The organism is Prosthecobacter vanneervenii, assembly GCF_014203095.1.
In the GTDB taxonomy this organism is placed as follows: domain Bacteria; phylum Verrucomicrobiota; class Verrucomicrobiia; order Verrucomicrobiales; family Verrucomicrobiaceae; genus Prosthecobacter; species Prosthecobacter vanneervenii.
In genome coordinates this window covers 525,787-550,676 of record NZ_JACHIG010000003.1, presented here as the reverse complement: position 1 = coordinate 550,676, position 24,890 = coordinate 525,787, and the positions used below count along the sequence as shown (strand labels likewise).

The following is a 24,890-nucleotide window of genomic DNA, read 5'->3' as shown; positions in this document are numbered from 1 at the left end:
ACAAGCTTGCTCGCCACTTCCTCTCCCTCATTCAGTTTGCCTCCGTCATCGACTGGCTCAGATATGGCTCTTGAGGGTTTTCAAACACGGCCTAGGGTGAAGGCTTCGGGTGCCACATAGTCTGGCGTACCCATGGCCATGCCGGTTTGGGTGAGGCTGGAGTGCTGAGATTGACTGGTGAGCTTGGCCAGGCCGAAGTCGGCGACTTTGACGCGGCCCTCGACATCGATGAGCACGTTGGAGGGCTTGATGTCGCGATGGACGATGCCCTGCTTGTGGGCGTAACCCAGGGCATCGCAGAGATGGGCGGTGATGGCCAGGGCATGCTGTGGAGGCAACCTGCCTTCCCGTGCGATCATCTGATGGATGTCGGTGCCATCCACGTACTCCATGACAAAATAGAGCTGGCCGTCTGCGGTGCTGCCGAAGTCATAAACGCCGACGATGGCTGGGTGGTTCATGCGGCCCATGAGGCGGGCTTCGTTTTTAAAGCGCTCCGCGAAGGCCGCGTCCTGCTGCTCGACGGCGGGTGGGAGGACCTTGATGGCTACTGCGCGGTCGAGGCTGAGCTGGGTGCCTTTATAGACTGCGCCCATGCCGCCACGACCGACGAGCATGTGAATCTCATACTGGGGCAGCATTTTTTGCAGCGCCTCCGGGCTGGGCGGCTCCCAGCGCCAGCTCCCACCGGTCCGGGGCTGAGGGGCTGGGCTGGGGGAGTCACTCATGGCAGCGCTGGGAGGTGTGGACCGCAAATTAGCAGAATTTCCACCAGTCGTACGAGAACTTGCTGCGCTGCACAAGCAATGATGAGGCAGAGAATGACGCGATGGGTTGATTTCTGTGACAGGCTCGCCTAACTCCGCGCCCCATGAATGAAAGTCTGAAGATCCTGAGCGGCTCCGCGCACCCGACGCTGGCGCAGTCGATTGCCAAAAACCTGAACATTGATCTTTGCGCCGCTGAGCTGACCACGTTTCCGGACGGCGAGACTTTTGTGCAGATCCATGAAAACATCCGCGGTGGCGACGTCTTCATCGTGCAGCCGACCTGCCCGCCGACGAACCAGAACCTGATGGAACTGCTGATCATGGTGGACGCTGTGCGCCGCGCCAGCGCCTCCCGCATCACCGCCGTGCTGCCCTTTTTTGGCTATGCCCGCCAGGACCGCAAAGACCGCCCACGGGTGCCGATCACTGCCAAGCTGGTGGCCAACCTGCTGGTGGCTGCCGGCGTGAACCGCGTGTTGACGGTGGACCTGCACGCAGGGCAGATTCAGGGCTTCTTTGACATTCCTGTGGATCATCTCTATGCGGCTCCTGTGCTGATGAAGGCTATCCGCGAGCGTGGCATCAACGACCTGGTGGTGGTGTCTCCGGACGTGGGAGGCATCAAAATGACGCACGCTTTTGCCAAGGCCCTGGGTGCTCCGATGGCGATCGTGGCCAAGAACCGTGTGAGCGCCGAGGAAGTGGAGGCGCACAGCGTCATCGGTGACGTGGCGGGCAAAAATGTGCTGCTGGTGGATGACCTGACCGAGACAGCTGGCACGCTGACGGCGGCCTCCGACCTGCTGTTGAAGCACGGAGCGAAGAAAATTTATGCTGGTGTGTCCCATGCCGTGCTGGGGGAAAAGGGGCGCAACCGCATCCTGAAATCCCCCATCGTGGAGCTTCTGGCCACGAATTCCACCCCCCAGGCCACCGGGGAAAAAGTGACCGCTTTGGACATTTCCCCCCTCCTGGCGCAGGCCATTGCCCGCATTCACGGGAATGAGTCTGTCACATCCCTGTTTGACACGCGAGGATAGGCGTGTATTCTCCGCGCCCTTTTTCCAAAACTTAACCTCCTCCCCTTGAGGAATCACGACCATGGCTAAAATTCTCGATCTCCAGGCAGAAGTCCGCACCCAGTCCGGTACCGGCGCCGTCAAACGCATGCGCAAAGCAGGCAACATCCCGGCTGCCCTCTATGGTCGCAAGGTGAAGGCTTCCAACATCCAGGTGCACGGCAAGACCTTTGCCAAGCTTCTCGAAGGCAGCGCCTCTGACAACATCCTCGTCTCCCTCAAGATTTCCGGAGCTGAAGACCAGCTGGCTCTCGTTCAGGAAGTGCAGCACGACTATCTGCGCGGTGGCATCCTCCACATTGACTTCCACGCCGTTGCGGCCGACGAAGAAATTCACGCCAACGTCCCTGTGACGCTCGTCGGCGAGGCCAAGGGCCAGAAGCAGGGCGGTCTGGTGGAAGCCATTCACCACGAAATCGAAGTCCGCTGCCTGCCGAAGGATCTCCCTGAGAGCATTCAGATCGACGTCACCAACCTCGAAGTCGGCAAGGGTATTCACGTCAGTGAAATCAGCTTCCCTGCCGGTGTCACTGCCCGCCTGGCTGGTGATGTGGTCATCGTGATGTGCGAAGAGCCCAAGGTGGAGGCCGAACCCGAGCCTGCCGCCGCCGCTGCTGCTCCTGCCGCCGCTGGCAAGGCTGCTGCTGCTCCTGCCGCCGCCGCTGCTGCAAAGCCCGCCGCCAAGAAGTAATCTCCGCACCCTTTCCACGATGTGGCTTCCGGCGCGGACTCAACGAGCAGCGGCATAAACGTACCGCGACTCATTGTCGGCCTCGGCAATCCCGGAGAAAACTACCGAGACACCCGCCACAACATCGGATTTATGGTGCTGGACGAAATCGCACGACGCCTGGGAGCTGCTTTCCGCGAGGAAAAGCGCTGGTCAGGCATGGTGGCGAAATTTTCCGGAGGCTATCTGCTCAAGCCGCTGACGTTTATGAACGACAGCGGCCGTTCCGTGCAAGCCGTCGGGCATTTTTACAAAGCCCGTCCGGAGCAGACGCTGGTCGTTTACGACGATGTGGACCTGCCGCTGGGCCGGATGCGCTTTCGCACGAATGGCTCGGCCGCTGGTCACAATGGCATCCGCTCCCTTATCGGCTCCCTGGGCACACAGGAGTTTCCGCGCCTGAAGGTTGGCATCTCCCCCGAAGGCGGTCGTCCTGCCGGAGAACGCATGGTGGGACACGTGCTGGGAAAATTTCATGCTGGAGAGCAGACTGAACTGCAAGCCGTGATCCAGCGCGCCGCAGACGCCGTGCTTTCTGCAGTTGATCGCGGGCTGGAAGCCGCCATGAATGTCTTCAACCGACAAACCGAATCTTAAACCCCGAAACCACACCACCTATGAACCGCAAATACGAGGCACTCATCGTGCTCGACACCAAAGGCAAAGAAGAAACCGTTGACTCCCTCGTCAGCACCATCAGCAAGGACATGGAAAAGTCCGGTCTGAAGCTCGAGCAGATCGACAACATGGGCAAACGCAAGTTCCCCTTCAACCCCCGCCACGTTGAGGCCGGCCACTTCATCAACATCCAGTTCACCGGCGCTCCTGCCGCTCTGGACAGCCTCCGCTCCAAGCTGAAGCTGAACGAAAACGTGTATCAGCAGTACTACCTGAAGCGCAGCGCGTAGTCTGACGCGTCGGTGTTTTTTCATGACCCCAGTTTCGTGCGAGAGCGCGGACTGGGGTTTTGTTTTTTTGGGAAGTGGCAGGAAGCGCGCGGCGTGCCACTTAGAAAGACAAAAAGGACCGGAATGGCTTACAATGGTTTCTTTCCACGAGGAGCGAAGAGTGTGCCGATAGCTGCTCCTACAACGGTGCCCACGAGGACCAGGAGGGGCCAGAAAAGCGGGCCTCCGAGATCACCAGACAACCCAGCGATCAAAAACAGCACGAAAGGAATGAAGCAACCGCAACCGAGGGAACCGCGCATGCAGCCTGTCAGACGATTGCGAGGCGGCGCGGTTGGGGCAGGGGCCTGCGGTGGCTGGTAAGGATTGAGGTCCTCGCTCATGGCCACGCAGACTGGTCAAAAGGATCCGCAGGGACGCTCGAATTGCAGGCAGGAGTGCCTGCATCACTTATGATTTTCAGGCGTCGAGGCCGAAGGCGGTGTGGACGACGCGGGCGGCGTTTTCGACTTCGGCTTCATCCACGATGACGGCGGTCTTGATCTCGCTGGTGGAGATCATCTGGATGTTGATCTTGGCGTCTGCGAGGGCCTTGAACATCTTGGCGGCGACGCCGCTGTGGCTGCGCATGCCGATGCCGACGACGCTGACTTTAGCGATGCTGCTCTGGGTGCGGAGCTTGGCCTTGTCTCCGAGGGTGGGCAGGACGGCATTGAGAACAGTCTCGGCCTTGGCGAGGTCGGCCCCGCTGAGGGTGAAGGAGATGTCGGTGATGCCATCGAAGCTGACGTTCTGAACGATCATGTCGATCGTGACGTTGGCCGTGGCGATGGCGCCAAAGATGGCGGCGCTGATGCCAGGACGGTCGGCGACGTCGTCGATGGTGACTTTGGCCTGATTGCGCTCAAGGCTGACGCCGCGGACGACGACAGACTCCATGCCGGGGGTTTCTTCTTTCACGATGGTACCGGGGTTGTTGTTCATGCTGTTGCGCACTTCGAAGCGCACACCAAATTTGTTGGCAAACTCGACGCTGCGGCTCTGCATCACCTTGGAGCCGGAGGAGGCCATTTCGAGCATCTCTTCGTAGCTGATCTCCTGGATCTTCTGAGCAGTCTTCACCACGCGGGGGTCGCAGGTGTAAACGCCGTCCACATCGGTGTAGATCTGGCAGAGGTCGGCCTTGATGGCAGCAGCCATGGCGATGGCGGTGAGGTCGCTGCCACCACGGCCCAAGGTGGTGATTTCGCCGCTGGCGGTTTCGCCCTGGAAACCGGCGAGCATGACGATGTTGCCCTCGTCGAGCATCTGCTTCACCGCGTCAGGGGTGATGTTGACGATGCGGGCCTTGGTGTGCACGCGGTCGGTTGAAATGCCTGCCTGAGCGCCGGTGAGGGAGACGGCCTTGCCACCGAGGGCATTGATGGCCATGGCGGTGAGGGCGATGGTGGTCTGCTCTCCGGTGGCGAGGAGGACGTCCATCTCGCGCTCGATGGGATCGCGCTCGGGGGAGACTTCCTTGGCGAGCTTGATCAGATTGTCCGTGACGCCGGACATGGCGGAGACGACTGCGACGACCTGATTGCCTGCACGCTGGGTTTCCAGAATGCGGCGTGCGCAATTGCGGATTCGCTCGGGGGTGCCGACGGAGGTGCCGCCGTATTTCTGGACGATGAGGGCCATGCTAGGGTTGGGGAAAGGGCGCGGAAAATGGCATGGCAGGGCGGGTGTGCAAGGAGGGATTTGGGGCGGCGGAGGGGAGTTGGCAGTTGTGGCGGTTGTTTCCGGAGGACAGGGGGAGGCGGGAAACTTCAAAAATCAAAAATCGATGGTCCATTCAATCGTCAATCGTGCCTGTCCACGTCGCGTCTAGGCCCGGAGGATTGACGATTGTCGAGCAATCGATTTTTGATTTTCGATTTCCGAAGGGCTGCAGCGCGTTTAAGCGTGCTTTGAGGTGGGGAGGACTCGATGCTGTTCTTCGGAGGTCAATTCGCGCCAATGGCCTGCGCTCAGGCCCAAATCGGACAGTTTGAGGGAGCCGATGGAGACACGGATGAGGCGGAGAGTGGGGAAGCCGACGGCGGCGGTCATGCGGCGGACCTGGCGGTTTTTGCCCTCGGTAAGGGTGAGCTCGATCCAGGAGGTGGGGATGTTTTTGCGAAAGCGGATGGGTGGATCCCGCAGTGGATGAGGGGGCTCGGGATCGAGGTGTCTGGCTTTGCAGGGGAGGGAGCGGAATTCTTTGAGATCCACCCCGGAGCGGAGTTTTTTCAGCGCCTCTTCGGTGGTCTGGCCGTCCACCTGGGCGTGATAGGTGCGGGGGTGGGCATGGCGGGGATTGAGAAGGCGGTCGTTCCAATGGGCCTCATCGCTGAGGAGGAGGAGGCCTTCGGAATCGCGATCGAGGCGGCCTATGGCGTAAACATCCGGCGGGAAACCGAACTCGGCGAGCGTGCGGTGAGAGGGATGCTCCTGAGTGAACTGGGAGAGGACGTCGAAGGGCTTGTAGAAGGCGAGAAGCATTATTTTTGCTGCAAGACCTCCAACTGTCGTGTGAGAGCCTCACGACGGGTCCTATAAGTGGCACGTGAGGTTTCTTCATTAATGCCAGCGCGCAAGTTGGACAGGGTGATGACTACTCCAAAAAATGCCATGCCAAGCGGGACGATGATGAAAAGGCCAGCGTTTGCTTTGGAGAAGCCGGTGGACATCAAAATGCAAACGGCAGTGAAAAAGACGCCGGACAAGACGCCTGCGGCTCGTGCAGCCGGACCTGGGGCGCTTCTTTTCACAGCGGAGAACTGCGCCACACCCATTTCCCGGTCGAGACGTTCGATCTCATTTTGGATCGTAATGACTTCCAGGTTTTCAGCCATCTTGCCGGTGTTTTCGGCGATTTTGGCAATCTCCTCGGTGAAGATGGAGTTTTCGGTGCGCTTCACCTCGAGGCTGCTCTGGCAGAACTGGCAGGTGACGAAGCGGGTGGTGCCGGAGACTTGCAGCGGTGCGCCGCAGTGGTTGCAACGGACTGAGAGCGTTTCCATGCCGCGAGGCTAGCGGGCAGCCTGAAGATTTTCAAGGGTGGTTCCAAAACGCATCACTTCTTCCAAAGCCAGGCGCTTCTGCTCAAACCCCTCCTCGGTCATGCGGCGCGGGATGTGGTGCGGTTTGTCGAAGACGAGGGTGACTTTGCAAAACGGCAGGGGAAGGAGGAACTCGTCCCAAGTCCTGAACTGAATGGCGCGGCTGTAGTGCAGGTGGACGGGGACGATGGGGACGCCGGTGAGCTGGGCCAGCTTGACGATGCCGGGCTGCACGCGGTGCAGCGGGCCACGCGGGCCATCCGGGGTGATGCCGATCTCGTAGCCTTCGCGGGCTTTGGCGGCCAGGGCGATGAGGGCGCTCATGCCTTTCTCGGGCTTGGAGCTGGAACCGCGCTCGGCCTCGATGCCGAAGCTCTGGCAGACATCGGCGATGATCTGGCCGTCGCCACTGGGGCTGGTGAGAATGGTTCCGGGGACATTGGCGAACCATTCGTGATGCAGCCAGGGGATGAGGAACATGCGGTTGTGCCAGAAGGACCAGATCCAGCCTTTGCGGGAGGAATCAAAGACGCCAGCGTCATCGCGCACTTCCCACCGGAGAGTCATGCCGATGGCGCGCATGATCCATGCGATGATTTTGCCGGCGGATTTGATGCGGATTTTGGCCATGAGCAGTGGCCTATTGCATGGCGGAGTTCTGGCAAATGGTCAAGGCACGGGATGGCAGAGCCCAGACCTGTTCTCGAAAAGCCTGTCACCTTGCCGGGCGCGGAGCGGCTCCATTGGCTGCGTTGGTCGCTTGCCTGCTAATTTTCAAATGGCAGGCGGCGCTCCTGCCTTGCCACTGGGGGCGCTCCGCTCGCCGTTTCAATCGGACATTCTTTTCGAGAACAGGTCCAGCTCACCCTTTGAAGAAAGACATGATGCCCAGGGTGAGAAGACCGACCACGAAAGCACCGATGCCAAAGCTGTAGTTGAAAGTGGTGTCCGTAGAGCCGCCTTCGATCACGGCACTCTCCTGGACGCTGGAAGGGAGGTAGCGCACTTTAACCACCGGATCTGTGACGGCGGTGTCGCTGGCGTGGGCGGAGAAGAACTGGGATTTGACGTCGAAAGTCTGTCTGGTCGGTGTGCCGTTTTTGGGGGTGAATGAGACGTCGAGCTTGTAGCTGCTGGAGCGTCTGCTTTTGCGCCATTCGCCACCTTCGATAAAGCCGCCCACTGTGACACCCTCTTTTTCCAATCTGGCGAGACGCTCCTGCTCCTGATAGCCATTATAAGCGAGGAAGGGGCCTGCGATAACACCGATTGCGGCGAAGACTTTAATTTTTGACGAGCCCTCCATATATTCGATTTCTGGAATTAGGCGCTCGTTTTATTCAAATTAAGCAAAAGCGTCAATTTGAATGCTCCTTCAGGGAGATGTGACTATGGTGCTTTGATGAGCTCAATCACGGATCTGCCCTCCTCCCGCCGGAAGTCGATGGAGTCGAAAATTTCGCTGATCACATGGAGCCCCAGGCCACCGATGCGGCACTCAATGGAAGGTGGGGAAACCAGCTTCTGAAAATCGTCATTGGTGATGCCTGCGCCATAGTGCTCGATGAGGATGCGCACGGCACCGTGATGTGAGCCTATGAGGCAGGTGGCGGCGCGCTCAGTGCTGGTGGAGCAGTAGGCGTATTTGCAGATGTTGCTCATCACTTCATCGCAGCCCAGGACAAGGAGACCGGTGAATTCGTCCGGCAGGCCATGATAGGAAGTCCATGATTCGATGAATTCGCGCACGAGGCGCAGGGTGTCCGGGTGGCAGGTGAGGGCGATTTCAGCGGGCGGAGGCTCTGAGCGGTCTGTGAGCGTGAGGACCGTGGCATCATCCTGGTATGCGGCGCCGCGTGCAAACGACTGCCACTCGGAGACGAGATGGCGGAGGAATCCGTCATCGCCACCGGAGTGCTGCATGACATTGGCGAAGGCTTTGTCCTCGAAGTATTCGCCAGCGCTGTTTTGCACTTCGAGGATGCCGTCTGTGTAGAGCATCCACTGACGGCCGGTGCTGAAAGGAAGAGACATGGCCTCATAGCGTGCTGAGCGTGCGATGCCGAGGGGAGCGTTTCCGGGGGCAGCGACCTCCTTCCACTCTGTGCCGTCAAACACCCGGGCTCCTGGAAGGCCGGCGCAGCAGAGCCAGACGCGGCGCTTTTTAGGACAGACGAGCATGGCATTGATGGCGATGAAGCGTCCGGCTTTCATGACGCCGCAGAGGCGCTGGTTCAGAGTCTGCACCCACTCAGCGAGCGGCATGGAGACACAGAGATGCGCGGTGGAGGCGATGAGGGTGGTGCCACGCGCCATGTCCAGCGCAGCAGGCAGGCCCTTGCCGCAGACATCGCCGACACCGAGAAGGATTTTTCCGTCGTCGATCTGATGCCAGAAATAGAAGTCGCCGCCAACTTCGCTGGCGGGCTCGTAGAAGGTCTCGACCACCACGCTGCCGAGTTCGACCTGAGGGGCGGAGAGGAAGGAGTTTTGGATTTCTTTGGCCAGAGAGAGCTGCTGGCGGGTTTCGGCCTCGGTGATGGCCTTCTTTTGTGATTCGAGACGAATGAGAGTGACGGCGATCAGGCTGCCGAAGGTCTCGAAAAGCTCCACATCCTGGGCGGTGAAGGCCTTGCTGTGGTTGGGATTGATGGCCTGCATGACGCCGAGGCAGCGGTCTCCATCCAGCAGAGGGACGGTGACCATGGCGCGTGCGACGAGGATGGACTTGTCTGAATCGGGGCGGAAATGGCGGGGGTCGCTGAGGGCGTCCTCGATGTTGACGACTTTTTTGGTGGCATAGACATCACCGGCGATGCCTTTGCCCTTGGGGACGCGGACCTCCATGGCATTGATGGGGTCGAGCGTGGAGCGGATAAGGAGGTCCTCGCTGGGGCCGTCTGGCAGGAGGATGGAGCAGACCTCGCAGTCCATGACCTCGCGTGAGCGCTGGAGAATGTAGTCAACCAGCTCGACGGGATTGTGGGTGCTGCTGAGGCGGCGTGCCACGTCGAGCAGGACGCTCTGGCGCGAGGTGATGGGCTGAGGATTGCTCACGGCTTTTTGAAGAGCTTGAGAAGGCCTTTTTTCTTTTCCTCGGGGGAGGAGTTTTCAGGGGGCATGGGAGACGGGGCGGGAGTTTTAGACTTGGATTCGAGCTCTTTGATACGCACAGGGTAGGGGGTATTGGTGCGCCGCATGTGCTCGATGATCTGTTCCTTGGTGGGAACCTCGTTTTCCTTGCTGCCAAAGATGAGGCGGCTGGGCTTTTCCGCGAGGGTGCCGGTGATGTACTCGCCCCAGACGACGAAGGCATCCATCTCCTCCACGAGGGTGTTGATCTTGCGCATGGTGGTGTCGAGATTTTTTTCCAGGCCGGGGCCTGAGGCGTTTTCGCCACCGGCGAGAATCTTGTGAAGATCGGTGGTGATTTCTTCGATGCGGGACTTCAGGCCGGGCTTGCCATCAGGGGTGCCGGCAAAGGTCTGGTTCAGCTCCTTGGAAAAGCCTTCCAGATTGGCAAGGATGGCGCCGGCGCGGTTGGTCAGTCCTTTTTCAGGAGAGTCCTTTGGGCCTTTCACGAGTTCCTGAATGCCGGTGGCGGTGTCTTCGAGCTTGTCTGCCACGGCATTGATTTTCTGGCCAAAGCCGGGGGTTTTGCCATCGCCTGCGAAGGTGTTTTTGAGCTGCTGAGTGAAGGACTCGATGTTGGCGAGGGAGTCGGAGATGTTTTGGGAGGCGTTGCTGTGGCCTAGAGGGCTGGTGATGCGTTTGAGGTCGGCGGTGATCTCGCGGATGTTGGCAAAGATGGCGTCGCCGCCGGGCATCATCACCTCCAGCAGACTGCCGAGGCTGGAGGAGGTCAGGTGTGTGCCGTCGGCGAGGAGGCCGGATTCATCGTCGAGGCGAACCAAGGCGATGTGCTTTTCGCCGAGGATGGATTCGGCGCTGACGATGATCTTGAGCTTGGCGGGAATCGGAGCGGGTTTGAAAACTTCGATGTGAACACGCACGGTGTTGCCCGGAAGGATACGGGCCTCCGGGGCGAGATGCTCGATGCTCTCGACCATGCCGATTTTATCTCCGGCGTAGAGCACGCTGGTATTGCGGCGGATGCCGGTGACGTCGGCGAAATCGACGGAGAAGCGCAGGTGGGGTTTGCGCCAGGGATCTCCGGAGATGGAGAAGATGAGAGCGCCCAGCAGCATCAGGGAGCAGAGAATGACCAAGGTGGCCACGGTGGCATCTTGCTTGTTTTTCATGGCTGGGAGGAGGTGGAGGCGCCGGTGCCATTGAGGCCCAGCAGGGTGTCGCGGTAGAGGGTTTCGCCAGCGCAGTCGTCGCCGCCGCCTTTAGGGTCGCCATTGATGAACTGCTGGACGGCGGCGTCTGGATGAGCGCGGATTTCTTCGGGCGTGCCGGAGGCGATGATGCGGCCCTGATGGGGGCCGGTGCCGAGCATGATGATGCGGGTGCCGATGCGGAAGACGCTGTTCATGTCGTGAGTGACGACTACGACAGTGGCACCGATTTTTTGCGTGAGGCGCTGGGTCAACTCGTCCACGACGGCGGTCATGATGGGGTCGAGGCCGGCGGTGGGCTCATCGCTAAAGACGAGAGGCGGGTCCAGGGCGAGGGCGCGTGCAAGGGCGGCGCGTTTTTTCATGCCGCCGCTGATCTCGGAGGGTTTTTTGTGACCGTGGCCGGTGAGGCCGACCTGCTCCAGCTTCATTTTCACCACGGTGTCGATGAGGCCGGAGTCGAGCGGGGTGTGCTCCTGCAGCGGCAGAGCCACGTTTTCAGCCACAGTGAGGGACTGCAGAAGAGCGCCGGACTGGAAGAGCATGCCGTAGCGGCCGCGCAGCCTGTGCATCTCGTCGGGGTGCATGGAGCAGATATTCTGACCGAAGATTTTGATGCTGCCGGAGGTGGGCTTTTCGGTGCCGATGAGATGGCGGAGGAGAGTGCTCTTGCCACAGCCGCTGCCGCCCATGATGACGAAGGTGTCTCCGGCGAACACTTTGAAGCTGATGCCATCGAGCACCTTCTGCCGGCCGAAATACCGCACGAGCGAATCGACCTCGATGATCGGTTCGCCGCTGGCGGGATCTGGCGGAGGAGTGGACATCAGAAAAAGAACAGGGCGGTGAGGAGGGCGTTGGCGATAAAGACGCTCAGCAGGCAGACGACGACGGAGCGGGTGGTGGCGAGCCCCACGCCCTCGGCACCGCCGGAGACATTGAGGCCGATGCTGCTGGCGATGGTGACGATGAGCACGCCGAAGACGCTGCTTTTGAGCATGCTGATGCCGACGTCGCGAAGCGCGACATAATGCAGCGCGTGATTGACGAAGTAGGCGGTGGACATGTGCAGCGAGAAATGGCCGATGAGCCAGCCGCCGGCGAGGCCTACGTAGATGCTGAATACTGTGAGCAATGGCAGCATGATGACCATGGCGAGAAAGCGCGGGATGATGAGCCAGGACATGGGGGAGATGGCCATGACCTCCAGCGCCTCGATCTCTTCGGAGACCTTCATGGTGCCAAGCTCAGCCGTGACTGCCGAGCCGCTGCGGCCGATGACGATGACGGCGGTGACGAGGGGGGCAAGCTCGCGCACGAGGCTGGAGGACACGAGGCCGGGGACGAAAACGGTGGCTCCCATTTTGGCCAGCTGGGCGGCCGACTGCATGGCCAGGACCACGCCTATGGTGAGGGCAGTGAGGGAGGTCATGGGCACAGCGTGTACGCCGATCCGAACGATCTGCGCAAAGGTGTGGCCCATGCGCCAGCCTCTGCCGCGGCATGGCGCTACAAAGAGCCAGTAGAGCAGGCTTCCGCACAGATCGAGGTATTGGCGGAAGGCTACTGTCATGGCGGAGGGGGCAAAGGCTCTAGCGCTGGTTGGTCAGGTCGGCGGCACTGAGTGCGTCCGCCACCGTGGGCAGGTGGGGGATGAAGTCGCCCAGGCGAACAATTTTAAACGAAGCGTCCACACGGCCCTGAATACCAGTGAGTGCAAATTCCGTGCCCGCGCCGCTGGCATGCTGAAAGTACTCCACCACCACAGCCCAGACGGGCGTATTGACGAAGGTGACCTTGGAGAAGTCGATGATGAGCCGTTTCACATTGGCCTTCATCTGCTCGCGCACGATTTTCTGAAATTCGGGCACGGTGGCCAGATCGGCTTCGCCTTCGAGCTCGATGACAACAGCGTTGGGATGGGTGCAGACTAGGGGCTTCATGAAAGTGAGTGCGGTCAGAGCCAGCCGGTTTGATTGAGACGGCCGGTGAGTTCCATCTGGCGGTCCAGCTGTGCGGCATAGAGCGCGGCATTTTCGGCATTAGGTTTGCAGCGGGTGGACTCATCCAGCGTGACGAGGCGTGCGCAGAGCTGCTCGTAGCTGACGGTTTCTGTGCCGCTCTGATTGGCGTGGGCATAGGCGGCCTGGATGGCTCCGCCCAGCGCGGCACCTTCACTGGTGCTGAGGGTGACGACTTCGGCATTGAAGCAGTCTGCGGCGATCTGACGCCAGACGCTGCTCTTGCTGCCACCTCCGGTGAGACGGATTTCGGTGGGGTTCATGCCGAGATCACGGAAGCGCTTCAATCCGTAGGCGAGGCCGAGGGTGGCACCCTCAACGGCGGCGCGGGCGATGTTGGCCGGGGCCATGTTGGTGGGGCGCAGGCCGTGGATGACGCCGCTGCCGTTGGGCAGGTTGGGGGTGCGCTCGCCGTTGAGATAGGGAAGGAACATCACACCATCCGCGCCGACGGGAGCGGACTTCACCGCAGCCTCCAGCTGTTTCAGATCCCAGCGGAACATTTCGCGCACCTGCTCGGTGACGACGGTGACATTCATGGTGCAGACGAGCGGGAGCCACTGGTCCGTGCTGTCGCAGAATGCGGCTACTTCGCCCTGGCCATCGACCACGGGAGAGCCTGCCACGCCGTAGAGAGTGCCGCTGGTGCCGAAGCTGGCGGTGACGACGCCGGGCTTGATGTTGCCGGTGCCGATCGCGCCCATCATGTTGTCTCCGCCACCGGCGCTGATGATGACATCAAAGTTCAGGCCCCATTTGACGGCGAGGTCCTTGCGGATGGTGCCGTGGACGGCCTTGGAGGAGCCCAGCGGCGGCAGCATGGCGCGCACCGAGGGATCAATGTAGTCGCAGATGTCGTAGGCCCACTGGCGGGTGTTCACATTGAGGATGCCCATGCCGGAGGCGTCTCCGTATTCCATGCGCTTCACTCCGCTGAGCCAGAAGTTGATGTAGTCGTGCGGCAGCAGGATGGTCTTGGTCTTGGCGAAGTTTTCGGGCTCGTTCTGCTTCATCCAGAGCAGCTTGGGAATGGTATAGCCCGGGAGCATGGCATTGCCTGCGGCGGCGATGACGCCCTGCTGGCCGCCGAAGTGATGGGCAATCTCCGCGCACTGGGCCTGGGTGGAGGTATCGCACCAGAGCTTGGCGGGACGCACGGGCTTGTCATCCGCGCCGAGGGCCACGAGGCCGTGCTGCTGACCGCTGACGCCGATGCCGGCGATTTTGGTCTTGTCCTTGCCGATCTGCTCCAGGCACTGCTGCACGGAAGCGTCCACGGCATCGATCCAGGCCTGAGGATGCTGCTCCAGGTGACCGGGAGGCAGGCCGTCGATCAGTTCATAGGAGCTGTGGCCGGAGGCGAGGATTTTGCCCGAGTCGAGGTCGAGGACGATGGCCTTGGTGCTTTGCGTGCCGCTGTCGATGCCGAGGAAATACATGGTGGGGGAGCGAGGTTGGAGTCGGCGAAAGGTTTACGGTGGGGACGGAGGGCAGGTCAAGAGGGCAAGCTGTCAAGAATCGGTCATAATTCGTGAAGATTCAGACATGTCGGCGATTCAGTCCTTGGACTGGATGTTGCCGGATTTGCGAATGGCGCGCAAGAGCCGCCAGCCGAGGAAGAGAGAAACGGCGTAGCCCAGAGCACCGAAGACGGACACACCGTAGAATAGAGGAGCTGCCTGACGGCTCCAGAGTTCGCTGGAGCCGAGGAAGATGGCGGCGGTGAGGATGCCGAGCACGAGGCGGTTGATGATGGGATCGAGGTGGCGGTGGTCCAGATGCACCGTGAAGGAGCCATCGCGGAAACGCGCGAGGAGGTCGGTGATGTCTCGCGGCAGGGAGTTGAACAGACGATCCCAACCCCGGAAGGTGCGGCGGGCGCGTCTGGCCACACGGCCGGGGGAGAAGCGGCGGAGCATGAGCCGGGTGCAGTAGGGCTGCATGAGGCCTGCCAGGCTGACATCGGGACTGAAGCGGCGGGAGGTACCCTCCAGGACGATGAGTGTTTTAAGCAGGCCGGCGAGGGCCGGGGGCAGCATGATCTGGTGGCTGCGGATGATCTCCACCAGGCTGGTGAGTGCCGCTCCGACATGAATGTCGTTGAGCGGGTGGCCGGTGTAGTCCGCCATGAACTCCTGAAGATCTGTGCGCAGCTTTTCGCGTGCGCAGTCATGGGGTACCGCTCCGAGGCGAAGCACCTGCTCGGAAACGAGTTCGGAGTCGTTTTCCACGATGCCGAGGAGCAGCGCCTCCACCTCATCCCGCAGGTCTTCATCGATGCGGCCCACCATGCCGCAGTCGATGACGCCTACGATGTTTCCAGGCAGAAGCATGAGGTTTCCGGGATGCGGGTCGGCGTGGTAGAAGCCGTCGCGGAAAATCATCTCCAGATACATGTTGGCACCACGGTGTGCGAACTCACCGAGATCCTCGCCGGATTGTTTGAGCGCCTCGATGTCGGTGCCGCTGATGCCATCCAGACGCTCCATGGTGATGACCTGGTGCGAGCAAAGCTCCCCATAGAGCTCCGGGATGCAGACCGTGGGATCGGTGGCGAAGTTCCGGGCAAATTCCTCCTGGTTCTGCCGCTCATAGGTGAGATCCAGCTCCCGAAGCAGAGAACGGCGGAACTGGCGCACGAGCGCCAGAGGCTGGTAGGAACGCAAGGCAGGGGAGTTTTTCTCCAGCAGTTCCGCGAGTGCCTGGAGGATCTCCACATCGGTGGCAGCCTGGTCGACCACGCCGCAGCGGCGGACTTTGACGACGACGCTTTGCCCGGTGTGGAGCCGGGCAGCGTGCACCTGGGCCACGGATGCCGCAGCCAGAGGCGTGTCATCAAAACTGGCAAAGAGCTGGTCAACGGGCTGGCCCAGCTCTGACTCGATGGTGGCGCGTGCCACTGACGAGGGATCTGGTGGCACGCTGGACTGAAGCTGGGAGAGCTCCCCTGTAAGCTCTGGGCCGAGGAGGTCGGCACGGGTGCTGAGCATCTGGCCGAGCTTGATGAAGGTGGTGCCCAGCTCGGTGAGGGCCATGCGCACACGCGCTGCCTGGGTGACGCCTTCTGTGAGCGACTGGCCGTCGGCGCTTTTGAGACGGTCCTGCAGCCAGGAGTATTTGAAGCCGCCAAAGAGATCCGCGAGGCCATACCTGCCGAGAACGGCGGCGATTTCCGCGATGCGTTTGGCATAGCGTTCCAGGCGGGCCAGGGCGTCGATCTTCATCAGGCGCTATCCTCCACATGAAAAAGTCATCTGACAATGTGGAATGATCACACTCTTAGCTGGCAGGAGAGGTGCTTGCGGTTATTCATCCGCAATGAGCACACCTAAAATTCTTGTCTTTGCGGGCAGCACCCGCAGCGCTTCCTATAACAAGCAGCTGGCCCGCTTTGCCGCGGAAGCAGCACGCTCTGCTGGGGCGGAAGTGACGCTGCTGGACCTGCGAGACTACGCGCTGCCCTTGTTTGATGAGGACCTGGAAGAGCAGCAGGGGCTTCCTGAAAATGCGAAGAAGCTGAAGACTCTTTTCCGTGGGCATGATGCGTTCATCATCGCATCACCTGAGTACAACAGCTCCATCACAGCCGTGCTTAAAAACACGCTCGACTGGATCTCCCGCAGCGAGAGTGACGATGAGCCTGCGCTGGTGGCGTTTCGTGGCAAGACGGCCCTGCTTCTGGGCGCCTCTCCAGGAGGGTTTGGGGGCATGCGCGGGCTGGTGCATCTCCGTGCCATCCTGGGAAACATCGGAGTAATTGTGCTGCCTGACCAGGTGGTAGTGCCGAAGGCTCATGAGGTCTTTGACGGAGCAGGTGGGATGAAGGATGAGCGTGCCGCCGGACAGGTGACACGTGTGGTCAAAGGGCTGGTTGATTTCCAGAAGAAGCTGGCGAGCTGATCGCTGGCGAAGGCTGACTACCAGTCAAAGAAGACCCGTGCGTAGAGCGCGCCCGTGAAGACCCTGTAGCTGGAGTCTTCCTGGGAGGATCTTGATCTTGTGTAGCTGCCGATCACGTCAAAGGCGAGGCACTTGAGAGGCTGCCATGTCACTGTCATGGCAGGGGTCCAGACTGTATCCGTGCGGACGATGTGGATAAACTGCTCCACCGAGTACTGCACGGAGGGGGTGAGGTAAAGTTTGCGCCCCTTGAAAGGAGTGATGGTGGCTCCGAGGTTGAGGTTATGCCTGTGCTGGTCGGGCACGAAGTCGGAGGGGCTGCCGTTGTCCTGATAATAATACTCGTAGCTCCAGGCGGGAGTGAGCCAGGGCCTGAATGCCCAGGTGAACTCCGCTGCAGCACGATAGGTGTAGGTGTCCAAAGTGCGTGCACCTGTGGAGCGGTTGAACATGCGGGAGAAGCCCCAGCTGAGCGGCAGGTTCAGGTCCAGCTTCTTGTCAAAAAAAGTGCGCTCATAGCTGAGCATCTGGCCGAAGGTGCTGGTGATGAAGTCCTGGCTGGCATTGGCCGCCCTGCCGTAATAGAACCACCCTTGGTCGAAGGTGTTTGAGAGGGTCCAGTGCTCGTCAAAATTCGCGTCCAGGGAGAGTCCGGCAAACTGGGCGTAGAGGGAGTCTGTCTGCGCGTCTTCCTGAGTGTTGAAGACGTTGTTGGTGATGGAGTACATGCTGCTGGAGCGGAACTGCATCGAAAGCACGTCCCCCAGAATATCATGCCAGCTCCGGCCCATGCCTGTGGCTGCCGTGATGGATTCCTCGTCTGAGGCAAGGGCGGAGCGCTGCTGGGCTGCACGCATCCTGGGCAGCAGGCGCAGTCGGGACTGGATCAGATTCAGACGTTTCGTCTTGCTGGCAGCATCAAGGCTGCAGGTAAGGGTGAAAAGTGCCAGGAGAATGATGGCAGAAAGCCGCGAGCCAGCGAGTGCTGGCTGGCGGATGCGCTGTGATGAGTCCATGGCCTTGCCCAGAGTGAATCGAGGCTGCTGAAGCAGTTAAGCGGACTACGCCACCTTTTTGGTGCCGGGGCCTCGAGTGCGCTCGGATTTGATCGGTACGGGGGCCAGACGAATGGTTTCCACCTGAACAACAACGGGAGGCGGGACGGCGTCGGAATTGGGAGAATGCTCCAGTCCGGAATCCGCCTGAGTCTGCTTGAGAGCGGCGACCTTGGCCTCCAGCTCTGCCAGTTCTTTGCGTGCTGCCTCAAGCTTGCCAGAAACTTCCGTGTGGTGCGGAGCCTCCGCTGCGGCTTTGGCGGGGGATTCCTGGGCAGCGGGGCGTTTGGGCAGCGAGGGAATGTGTGCTCCGTTCTGGCCGCCAGCGGCCACGGCGTCGCGGTAGCGCTGCTCTACGGCGGCGAGGCGCTGTCTGGCATCTGCCAGCTGCTGTTTGGCTCCAGCCAGCTCCTGATTCTGCCGCTCAAGCTCTGCACGTTCAGCTCTGGCTTCAGCGATGCGCCTGGTCTCTGCGGCAAGATCTGCCCGCCGCGAGGCAAAGGTGGTCTCGAAGGAGGCGAGTTCTGTCTTATGCTCCATGAGCTGCTTTTCGCATGTCGCGCTTTCTTCCTGCATGCGCTGCAGGGATGCCTGTGCGGAGGCGCAGCGCTGCTCCAGGCTCATGAGGAGGGTTTCCAGATCCTTGACGGCGGCTTCATCGCGCAGATGTTTTTCGGTGAGAGCAGCCGTGGCGGTATTGAGCGTGGCATGTTTTGCCTCCTCCTCAGCAATGCGCTTTTCATGGTCGATAATCTGCTGACGCAGGGAGTTTAGAAGAGCCTCGTCCTGTTCGCATTCGTCCCGTATTTGTTTGAGGCGTGCGGCGGCTTCATCTTTTTGTGAAGAGATCTGTTCGAGCTCCTGCTGCGCTGTGGTGACGGCTGTAGTGAGGCGCTGGAGCTCGGTGGACTTTTCGTAGTGCTGGGCATTGAGGCGCTCGAGAGCGGCGGTTTTGTCCGCATGCTGGCTGCCCAGGGCGCTGATGGCCTCCAGCCATTCCTGATGAGCAGTTTCAGCCTGTTTGACGGCAGCCTTGGTGGGTTCGAGTTTTTTCTCCTCGGCCAGCAGAGACTCCACGCGGGCCGCATGGAGGGCACGTTCTTTCTCAGCACGTTGCTGCCAGTCGCGCAGTTCCTTTTCAGCCGCGGCGATATCGGCTTTGAGGCGGTGTTTGTCAGCTTCCAGTTTGGCATTGGCTTCCAGCAGGGCCTTGTCGGGAGAGGCCTCGGGGGCAGGGGGCTCTGAACTCTTGGATGTGGAAACAGGCGATTCAGCGGCTGTAACTGGGGTAGGGGATGCGGCTGGCTGTGGGGCAGGGGACTGAGTGGCGGGGTCCTCCATGTCGAGCTTGCCGACGAGAGGGCCGAAAGCGATGGTGTCTCCGTGCAGCAGGGTGCAGCTGAGCTGGCGCTCGCCGTTGACGAAAGTGCCTGAAGAAGATTTCAGATCAAAGACCTGCAGGCTGCCGTCGGCGTTTTGCACGATCTCGGCGTGGTGCATGGAAATGCGCTCGTCATCGACCAGAATGTCGTTGTCCTCGGCACGGCCGATGGTGATGTGTTCCTTGAGGGGAACCACCACATCCTGACCGTCTTCAAGAACGAAAGTGATTTTTGCCATGAGGGGGATTAAGGCTGGGCGTGACAAGGAAAGTCGATGAAGTTCGTGGAATCAAACGGGCATTTGAAACAAGGGCGCAAATGAATGCAGGATTAATGCCTCCATGGGTTTTTTTTGAGCCTGGTGCAGGTGCTTTTTGTGCGGCATGCTCTTTTTACGTCCCGGGGGGCTTGGCGAGCTGAGATAGGACGCCATCAAGTGATCCAAGAAGAGGTGACTATTTTCTAATTCGAGGGAGGGCTTTGCCATGGACGGTGGGAAATCAATCACTGCTGTGATTGGAAGCCAATTCGATGCCGTGTGTTGAATCAAGGCTGCACCGGGTCAGGTATTCCGGCCTTTCTTTGCGGCGGAGAGCGCCATGCTGATGGTGACGGGGCTTGTGCTGAGGGCTGCTGCAGGCAGAGTGGGGCCCGTCTCCAGCCCATGCATACCGAAGCCGAAGCCCACCTTTCCAAGAAATGCCCTGTGATGCGGCGGCTGATCAAAGCGCACGGGCACTGCCAGTTGGTGCCGCATAAGCGCACCCCCTATGAGGCGTTGATAAGCGCGGTGGCGCACCAGCAACTGCATGCCAATGCAGCGGAGGCCATCCTGCGTCGCTTCAAGGCGCTTTTTCCGAAAGCAGGGTTTCCAAAGCCGGATCAGGTGCTGGATGCCTCGGATGAAATGCTGCGCGGGTGTGGCTTTTCGACGGGGAAGATGCTGGCCATACGAGACATCGCGGAAAAAACGAAGAGCGGGCAGATCCCTGGACGGGCTGCGGCGCTGAAACTGGACGACGAGGAGCTGATCGAGAGGCTGGTGGCGGTGCGCGGCGTGGGACGCTGGACGGTGGAGATGCTCTTGATTTTCACGCTTGGCAGGCCGGATGTGTTTCCCAGTGATGACTATGGTGTGCGCAATGGCTGGCGCGTGGCCAAAAAGCTGGAGGAAATGCCGAAGCCCAAGGAATTCCGTGAGCTGGCTGAGCGCTGGCGCCCGCATCGCACACTGGCGGCGTGGTACCTCTGGCGTGCGGCGGATGCGGCCAAGGGATGAACGGGCCGGCGGCTGGAAACGTGTGATTGCCAAGCTCCTGATCGGAGACTAAGGGGGCGCTGCACATGTCTTTTAAAGAACTCGGTCTCGACTCCCACATCCTCACAGCCATTCAAGAAGCCGGTTACACGGAACCCACGCCGATTCAGGCTGCGGCCATCCCGGTGGTCATTCAGGGGGGGGATGTGATCGGGATCGCACAGACCGGCACCGGCAAGACGGCGGCCTTTACACTGCCGATCCTGACACGACTGGCGGCCAATCCGATCCCGCAGGGGCAGCGCCGTCACACGCGTGTGCTGGTGCTGGCACCGACGCGTGAACTGGTGGCGCAGATCGAGGAAAACGTGCTGGCTTATGCGAAGCATCTGCCGCTGAAAATTGCCAAGGTGTACGGTGGTGTGGGTGAGAAGCCGCAGAAGGACGCACTGCGTGCGGGAAGCGACATCGTGATCGCCTGCCCAGGGCGGCTGCTGGACCTGATGGGGCAGCGCTGCGCGGACTTTTCCAAGCTGGAGTACCTGGTACTGGATGAGGCGGACCGCATGCTGGACATGGGCTTCCTGCCGGACATCCGCCGGGTGATCAACCAGCTGCCGAAAAAGCGGCAGACGCTGATGTTTTCCGCCACGCTGTCCAAGGAGATCGAGAGCCTGACGCATGAGTTTCAACACTCGCCGAAGATCGTGCAGATCGGCAAGCGGTCGAACCCGGCGGAGACGGTGACGCAGCTGGTATATGAGGTGCAGAAGCATCTGAAGCTGAGCCTGCTGATGCATCTGCTAAAAGATGACTCCATGCAGATGGTGCTGGTCTTCAGCCGGACGAAGCACGGGGCGGACAAGATCGCGCGGAAGCTGGAGCAGAGCGGGGTACGCTGCGCCACGCTGCATGCCAACCGCTCGCAGAATCAGCGCCTGCGCGCGCTGGATGATTTCAAGACAGGCACGGTGCGCGTGCTGGTTGCCACGGACATCGCAGCACGCGGCATCGACGTGGACGGCATCTCGCACGTGGTGAACTTTGATTTCCCACACATCGTGGAGGACTACGTGCATCGCATCGGCCGCACGGGTCGTGCGCAGGCCATCGGAGACGCGATCAGCTTTGTCTCACCGGACGAGGCGGCGGATCTGCGCAAGCTGGAGAAATTCATCAACCGCGGACTGGTGCGCAAGCGTGCCGAGGGCTTTGACTACAATGCGGCCTCCCCGGTGGTGAGCGATGAACGGCCCGAGCGTCGGGAGCAGCAGCGGCAGTTTCAGCAGCGCCGTCCGCAAGGACAGGGTGGGCAGCAGCGGCACGGGCAGGGTGGCGGTGGCGGGCGGTCAGGCGGACATGGTGGCCAGGGCGGTGGACGCTCCGGAGGGCACGGTGGTCAGCAAGGCGGCGGACGTGGTCAGCAGCAGGGTGAGCGCCGATCTGCGCCCTCTGCGAATGCTGCGCCGAGAGGCCAGCAGGGGCAGGCTCCCAAGCGTGACGGACAGCAGCCTTCTACAGCACGCAAGCTGTGGAACCGGCTGACGGGCAAGTAATGCAGCTAGCTTTTGTTTCTACTTTGCAAACCAGCCTTTAGCCAGAGGGCTGGTGGCGAAGAATTCGAGGAGTTGTCTGGCGACTTTTTCCCGGCCTGAGTTGCTTGGATGGGTGCCGTCTGGGCCAAAGTCTTCCTTGCTGTATTTGAGGTCGTCGAACTTGCGGCCTTTTTCGCCATCGGCCCAGAGGTAGGGGCCCCAGAGAAGGAGCGGGCTTTTGGTGAGGGCGAGGGTTTCCTCTCCACTCATCTGATGCTGGATGAGGTGGCGCACAGCAAAGGCACCCTCATAGGCGTAGGGCTCGGGATTGAGGCCGGAGGTGGCGTAGCCGGCGTAGATGCGGCTGCCGAGGTAGGCGATGCGGAGATTGGGGAAGCGCTCTTTGAGGAGATGCAGGACTTTGAGGGTGTCTGCCTCCAGTGTGGCGAGGTGCTCGGTCTTGGAGCCGGATGGGCCTGCGTTGGCCAGTTTGACCCAGGCCACCTGCACTTGCTGCGGGCTGACTTCGGCGCGCTGCAGGCGGTTCATGGCCTCGGGCCACGGGCGGCCCTCGGGCTGAGCCCACGCGGCCATGGTCTGCCCGCCTTGAGCGCAATCGACGATGGTGAGCTTGCTGGATTTGCGCGGGTCGCTGTCCGCGATGCCTTTGAAAAAGGAGAACTCCTGGGTGGCGTTGGACATGCTGATTGAGACAAGCGCGATCGTGCCGCTGTCGGAGGGCTTGCCCTCGGCATCGAGCGGCTTGATCTGGGCGAGTGCCTTGGAGACAGTTTTTTTGAGGGCTTCGGGCGGCTCGTTGCTGCCTTTGCCGTAGAGGCCGCCTTCTTCGCCCTCGTATTTGTCCTCGGCGGTCATGTCGGTGAGGGGAGTCAGGGAGTCGGGGGCTTTGCGTTGATTGGAGGGGCGTCCGCCACCACTGCGGTTGCCGCCACGGCTTCGTACCTCCTTGGCGTGGTCGAGGTATTTCTGGTCTTCTTCGCTGAGCTTTTCGCCGTTTTGCTCCCAACGGTGCAAAGCCTGGGCCTTCTGCCAGTCGATGCCGTCCTGACCTGATGGTGGAGGCTGACCGCCGCCGATGTTCTGCATCTGGGCCTGATGAGCGGCCTTGGCGCGCTCGATGTAGGCGCTTTCCTCGGGTGTGAGCGTGCCGCCGCTCTGGCGCTTTTCAAAAAGCTGGCGTGCTTTGTCGAAGTCGACAGGCGCATCTGCGGACTGGCTGCGCAGGGGGGCTGCACCCAGCAGAGAGATCAGAGCGAGGAGGAGGGTAGTCTTCATGGTGGAGGGCATGGAACCCCGCATAAACGGATCGGGTGCGGTGCCAATGCAGATGCCGGGCGGGTGAGGAGGACTCAAAGAGAGGAAGGCAGGGCGATCATATGAAAAAGCTTTCATCATGTGCCTGCGGCGTGGAGGGGAGGGCTCTCTTTTCGTCTTGTATTGCGTGCGCCGATTCGTCAGCCTCGCGGGCTCCAGCCATGTCCGATCCCAACAGCACCCGCCGAGTCGTCATTGCCAGCTTCATTGGCACCACCATTGAGTGGTATGATTTCTTTTTGTATGGCACGGCGTCGGCATTGGTGTTTAACAAGCTGTTCTTCCCCAATTTTGACGCGCTGGCAGGGACGATGGCCGCCTTTGCGACGTATGCGGTGGGATTCTTCGCGAGGCCGGTGGGAGGCATCGTCTTTGGACATTTCGGCGACAAGCTGGGACGCAAGTCCATGCTGGTGACGACACTCATGCTCATGGGGGTGGCCACGGTGCTGATCGGGCTGCTGCCGACTTATGCGCAGATCGGCGTGTGGGCGCCGATCCTGCTGGTGCTGATGCGGTTCATCCAGGGCTTCGGAGTTGGGGGCGAGTGGGGTGGAGCAGTGCTGATGGCGGTGGAGCACGGGGCGGCGGGCAGGCGTGGCTACTATGCCAGCTGGGTGCAGGCCGGCGTGCCGGTGGGGCTGCTGCTGGCGAATGCGGTTTTCAAAGTGGCTTCCTCCATGGAGACGCAGGCTTTTCTCTCCTGGGGCTGGCGAGTGCCGTTCCTTCTGGGCGTGCTGCTGCTGGCAGTGGGTATGTTTATCCGGCTGAAGATCATCGAGAGCCCTGTCTTTACCCAGGCCAAGGCGGAGGATGAAGGGCCGAAGGTGCCCATTCTGGCGGTGATCAAGGAGCACCCGCGCAACGTGCTGGTGGCCATGGGGGCACGCTTTGCGGAGAATGCGTTCTTTTACATCTTCACCGTGCTGGTGCTCAGCTATGGCTCGCAGCAGCTTGGCATGAAGAACGAGGATCTGCTCAATGCGGTGCTGGCGGGATCGGCGGTGCAACTGGTCGCGATTCCTTTTTTTGGGATGTTGTCTGACCGATTTGGCCGGAGGCCGGTTTACCTTGGGGGAGCGCTGTTTTTACTGCTTTTTGCGTTTCCGTTTTTCTGGATGATCGAGACGCGACAGATGGGGCTGGTGCTGGCGGCGGTGGTGATCGGGCTGATCGGCCACGCAGCGATGTATGGGCCGCAGGCGGCGTTTTTCTCCGAGCTCTTTGGCACCCGTGTGCGCTACAGCGGAGCCTCGCTGGGCTACCAGCTGGCCTCGCCACTGGCGGGAGGGCTGGCACCTCTGATCGCGACGGCGCTGCTGGAAAAAAGCGGTGGCAAACCGTGGCCGGTGGCGGTGTATCTCATTGCCATGGCGGTCATTACACTGGTGTCCGTCTGGCTGGCGGAAGAGACAAACCGCAAGGCGCTGTGAGGCGTGGGGGTGTCCTATTCGGCCCAAAAAGTGTCCATCCCTAAACTGACGAACCAGTTGCACTCCGCCGGGTTCCGACTCCCTTGACTGTCCAATC

24 protein-coding genes are annotated in these 24,890 nt (G+C 60.7%); 8 read left to right on the top strand and 16 right to left on the bottom strand.

What is annotated here, in order from left to right; genetic code table 11:
* Window positions 1–80: 80 nt before the first annotated feature.
* Window positions 81–728, bottom strand: a complete 648-nt coding sequence (locus HNQ65_RS10125; protein WP_184339406.1) for a serine/threonine-protein kinase — start codon at window positions 726–728, stop codon at window positions 81–83.
* A 143-nt stretch (window positions 729–871) separates the two neighbouring features.
* Here HNQ65_RS10125 and HNQ65_RS10120 point away from each other — a divergent pair, with 143 nt between their 5' ends.
* The 4 genes from HNQ65_RS10120 (at window position 872) to HNQ65_RS10105 (ending at window position 3,487) form a co-directional block, all read left to right on the top strand.
* Window positions 872–1,810, top strand: a complete 939-nt coding sequence (locus tag HNQ65_RS10120; RefSeq protein ID WP_184339405.1) for a ribose-phosphate diphosphokinase — start codon at window positions 872–874, stop codon at window positions 1,808–1,810.
* A 61-nt stretch (window positions 1,811–1,871) separates the two neighbouring features.
* Window positions 1,872–2,540, top strand: a complete 669-nt coding sequence (locus HNQ65_RS10115) for a 50S ribosomal protein L25 (protein WP_184339404.1) — start codon at window positions 1,872–1,874, stop codon at window positions 2,538–2,540.
* Window positions 2,541–2,561: 21 nt separating this feature from the next.
* On the top strand, window positions 2,562–3,176 hold the full coding sequence (pth, locus tag HNQ65_RS10110; protein ID WP_343076555.1) for an aminoacyl-tRNA hydrolase: 615 nt from the start codon (window positions 2,562–2,564) through the stop codon (window positions 3,174–3,176).
* 20 nt (window positions 3,177–3,196) lie between these two features.
* Window positions 3,197–3,487, top strand: a complete 291-nt coding sequence (locus HNQ65_RS10105; protein ID WP_184339403.1) for a 30S ribosomal protein S6 — start codon at window positions 3,197–3,199, stop codon at window positions 3,485–3,487.
* Between the two features lie 459 nt (window positions 3,488–3,946).
* Here HNQ65_RS10105 and HNQ65_RS10100 read toward each other — a convergent pair whose 3' ends face one another.
* The 12 genes from HNQ65_RS10100 to HNQ65_RS10045 form a co-directional block, all read right to left on the bottom strand.
* On the bottom strand, window positions 3,947–5,170 hold the full coding sequence (locus HNQ65_RS10100; RefSeq protein ID WP_184339402.1) for an aspartate kinase: 1,224 nt from the start codon (window positions 5,168–5,170) through the stop codon (window positions 3,947–3,949).
* 258 nt (window positions 5,171–5,428) lie between these two features.
* A complete protein-coding gene (locus HNQ65_RS10095; protein WP_184339401.1) occupies window positions 5,429–6,013 on the bottom strand; it encodes a pseudouridine synthase in 585 nt (194 codons plus the stop codon).
* Window positions 6,013–6,432, bottom strand: coding sequence for a hypothetical protein (locus tag HNQ65_RS10090; RefSeq protein WP_184339400.1), 420 nt, complete (start codon window positions 6,430–6,432; stop codon window positions 6,013–6,015). The genes HNQ65_RS10095 and HNQ65_RS10090 overlap by 1 nt, the downstream gene beginning before the upstream one ends.
* Window positions 6,433–6,543: 111 nt before the next feature.
* A complete protein-coding gene (locus HNQ65_RS10085; RefSeq protein WP_184339399.1) occupies window positions 6,544–7,203 on the bottom strand; it encodes a lysophospholipid acyltransferase family protein in 660 nt (219 codons plus the stop codon).
* A gap of 232 nt (window positions 7,204–7,435) precedes the next feature.
* Complete coding sequence (locus HNQ65_RS10080) at window positions 7,436–7,879, bottom strand: DUF3592 domain-containing protein (RefSeq protein WP_184339398.1); 444 nt, start codon at window positions 7,877–7,879, stop codon at window positions 7,436–7,438.
* 83 nt (window positions 7,880–7,962) lie between these two features.
* Window positions 7,963–9,630: a SpoIIE family protein phosphatase gene (locus tag HNQ65_RS10075; RefSeq protein ID WP_184339397.1), complete on the bottom strand. Its 1,668-nt coding sequence runs from the start codon at window positions 9,628–9,630 to the stop codon at window positions 7,963–7,965.
* Entirely contained in the window at window positions 9,627–10,835 is a 1,209-nt protein-coding gene (locus HNQ65_RS10070; RefSeq protein WP_184339396.1) for an MlaD family protein, read from the bottom strand. Before HNQ65_RS10070 ends, HNQ65_RS10075 begins: the two co-directional genes overlap by 4 nt.
* Window positions 10,832–11,701, bottom strand: coding sequence for an ABC transporter ATP-binding protein (locus tag HNQ65_RS10065; protein WP_184339395.1), 870 nt, complete (start codon window positions 11,699–11,701; stop codon window positions 10,832–10,834). The genes HNQ65_RS10070 and HNQ65_RS10065 overlap by 4 nt, the downstream gene beginning before the upstream one ends.
* Window positions 11,701–12,447, bottom strand: a complete 747-nt coding sequence (locus HNQ65_RS10060) for an MlaE family ABC transporter permease (protein ID WP_184339394.1) — start codon at window positions 12,445–12,447, stop codon at window positions 11,701–11,703. The genes HNQ65_RS10065 and HNQ65_RS10060 overlap by 1 nt, the downstream gene beginning before the upstream one ends.
* A 19-nt stretch (window positions 12,448–12,466) precedes the next feature.
* Complete coding sequence (locus HNQ65_RS10055) at window positions 12,467–12,817, bottom strand: STAS domain-containing protein (protein WP_184339393.1); 351 nt, start codon at window positions 12,815–12,817, stop codon at window positions 12,467–12,469.
* A 14-nt stretch (window positions 12,818–12,831) separates the two neighbouring features.
* Entirely contained in the window at window positions 12,832–14,334 is a 1,503-nt protein-coding gene (xylB, locus tag HNQ65_RS10050) for a xylulokinase (RefSeq protein WP_184339392.1), read from the bottom strand.
* 117 nt (window positions 14,335–14,451) lie between these two features.
* Window positions 14,452–16,119, bottom strand: a complete 1,668-nt coding sequence (locus HNQ65_RS10045) for an ABC1 kinase family protein (RefSeq protein WP_184339391.1) — start codon at window positions 16,117–16,119, stop codon at window positions 14,452–14,454.
* A gap of 94 nt (window positions 16,120–16,213) precedes the next feature.
* Between HNQ65_RS10045 and HNQ65_RS10040 the strand changes: the two genes are divergently transcribed.
* Window positions 16,214–16,795 carry an NADPH-dependent FMN reductase gene (locus HNQ65_RS10040; protein WP_184339390.1) on the top strand — a complete coding sequence of 194 codons (582 nt, stop codon included), beginning with the start codon at window positions 16,214–16,216 and terminating at the stop codon, window positions 16,793–16,795.
* Between the two features lie 17 nt (window positions 16,796–16,812).
* On the opposite strand, the gene HNQ65_RS10035 is transcribed toward HNQ65_RS10040, so the two are convergent.
* Together HNQ65_RS10035 and HNQ65_RS10030 are read right to left on the bottom strand one after the other, a co-directional pair.
* Window positions 16,813–17,811, bottom strand: a complete 999-nt coding sequence (locus HNQ65_RS10035; protein WP_184339389.1) for a hypothetical protein — start codon at window positions 17,809–17,811, stop codon at window positions 16,813–16,815.
* Between the two features lie 45 nt (window positions 17,812–17,856).
* The gene (locus HNQ65_RS10030; RefSeq protein ID WP_184339388.1) at window positions 17,857–19,470 is read right to left on the bottom strand and encodes an FHA domain-containing protein; all 1,614 of its coding nucleotides are present in this window, start codon (window positions 19,468–19,470) and stop codon (window positions 17,857–17,859) included.
* A 426-nt stretch (window positions 19,471–19,896) separates the two neighbouring features.
* Here HNQ65_RS10030 and HNQ65_RS10025 point away from each other — a divergent pair, with 426 nt between their 5' ends.
* Window positions 19,897–20,511 carry a DNA-3-methyladenine glycosylase family protein gene (locus tag HNQ65_RS10025; RefSeq protein WP_184339387.1) on the top strand — a complete coding sequence of 205 codons (615 nt, stop codon included), beginning with the start codon at window positions 19,897–19,899 and terminating at the stop codon, window positions 20,509–20,511.
* Window positions 20,512–20,576: 65 nt separating this feature from the next.
* A complete protein-coding gene (locus HNQ65_RS10020; RefSeq protein WP_184339386.1) occupies window positions 20,577–22,046 on the top strand; it encodes a DEAD/DEAH box helicase in 1,470 nt (489 codons plus the stop codon).
* Window positions 22,047–22,064: 18 nt separating this feature from the next.
* On the opposite strand, the gene HNQ65_RS10015 is transcribed toward HNQ65_RS10020, so the two are convergent.
* The gene (locus HNQ65_RS10015) at window positions 22,065–23,321 is read right to left on the bottom strand and encodes a hypothetical protein (RefSeq protein ID WP_184339385.1); all 1,257 of its coding nucleotides are present in this window, start codon (window positions 23,319–23,321) and stop codon (window positions 22,065–22,067) included.
* 200 nt (window positions 23,322–23,521) lie between these two features.
* On the opposite strand from HNQ65_RS10015, the gene HNQ65_RS10010 reads away from it, so the two are divergent.
* Window positions 23,522–24,793 (top strand): MFS transporter, encoded by a 1,272-nt coding sequence (locus HNQ65_RS10010; RefSeq protein ID WP_184339384.1) that lies wholly within the window; start codon window positions 23,522–23,524, stop codon window positions 24,791–24,793.
* Window positions 24,794–24,890 lie beyond the last annotated feature (97 nt).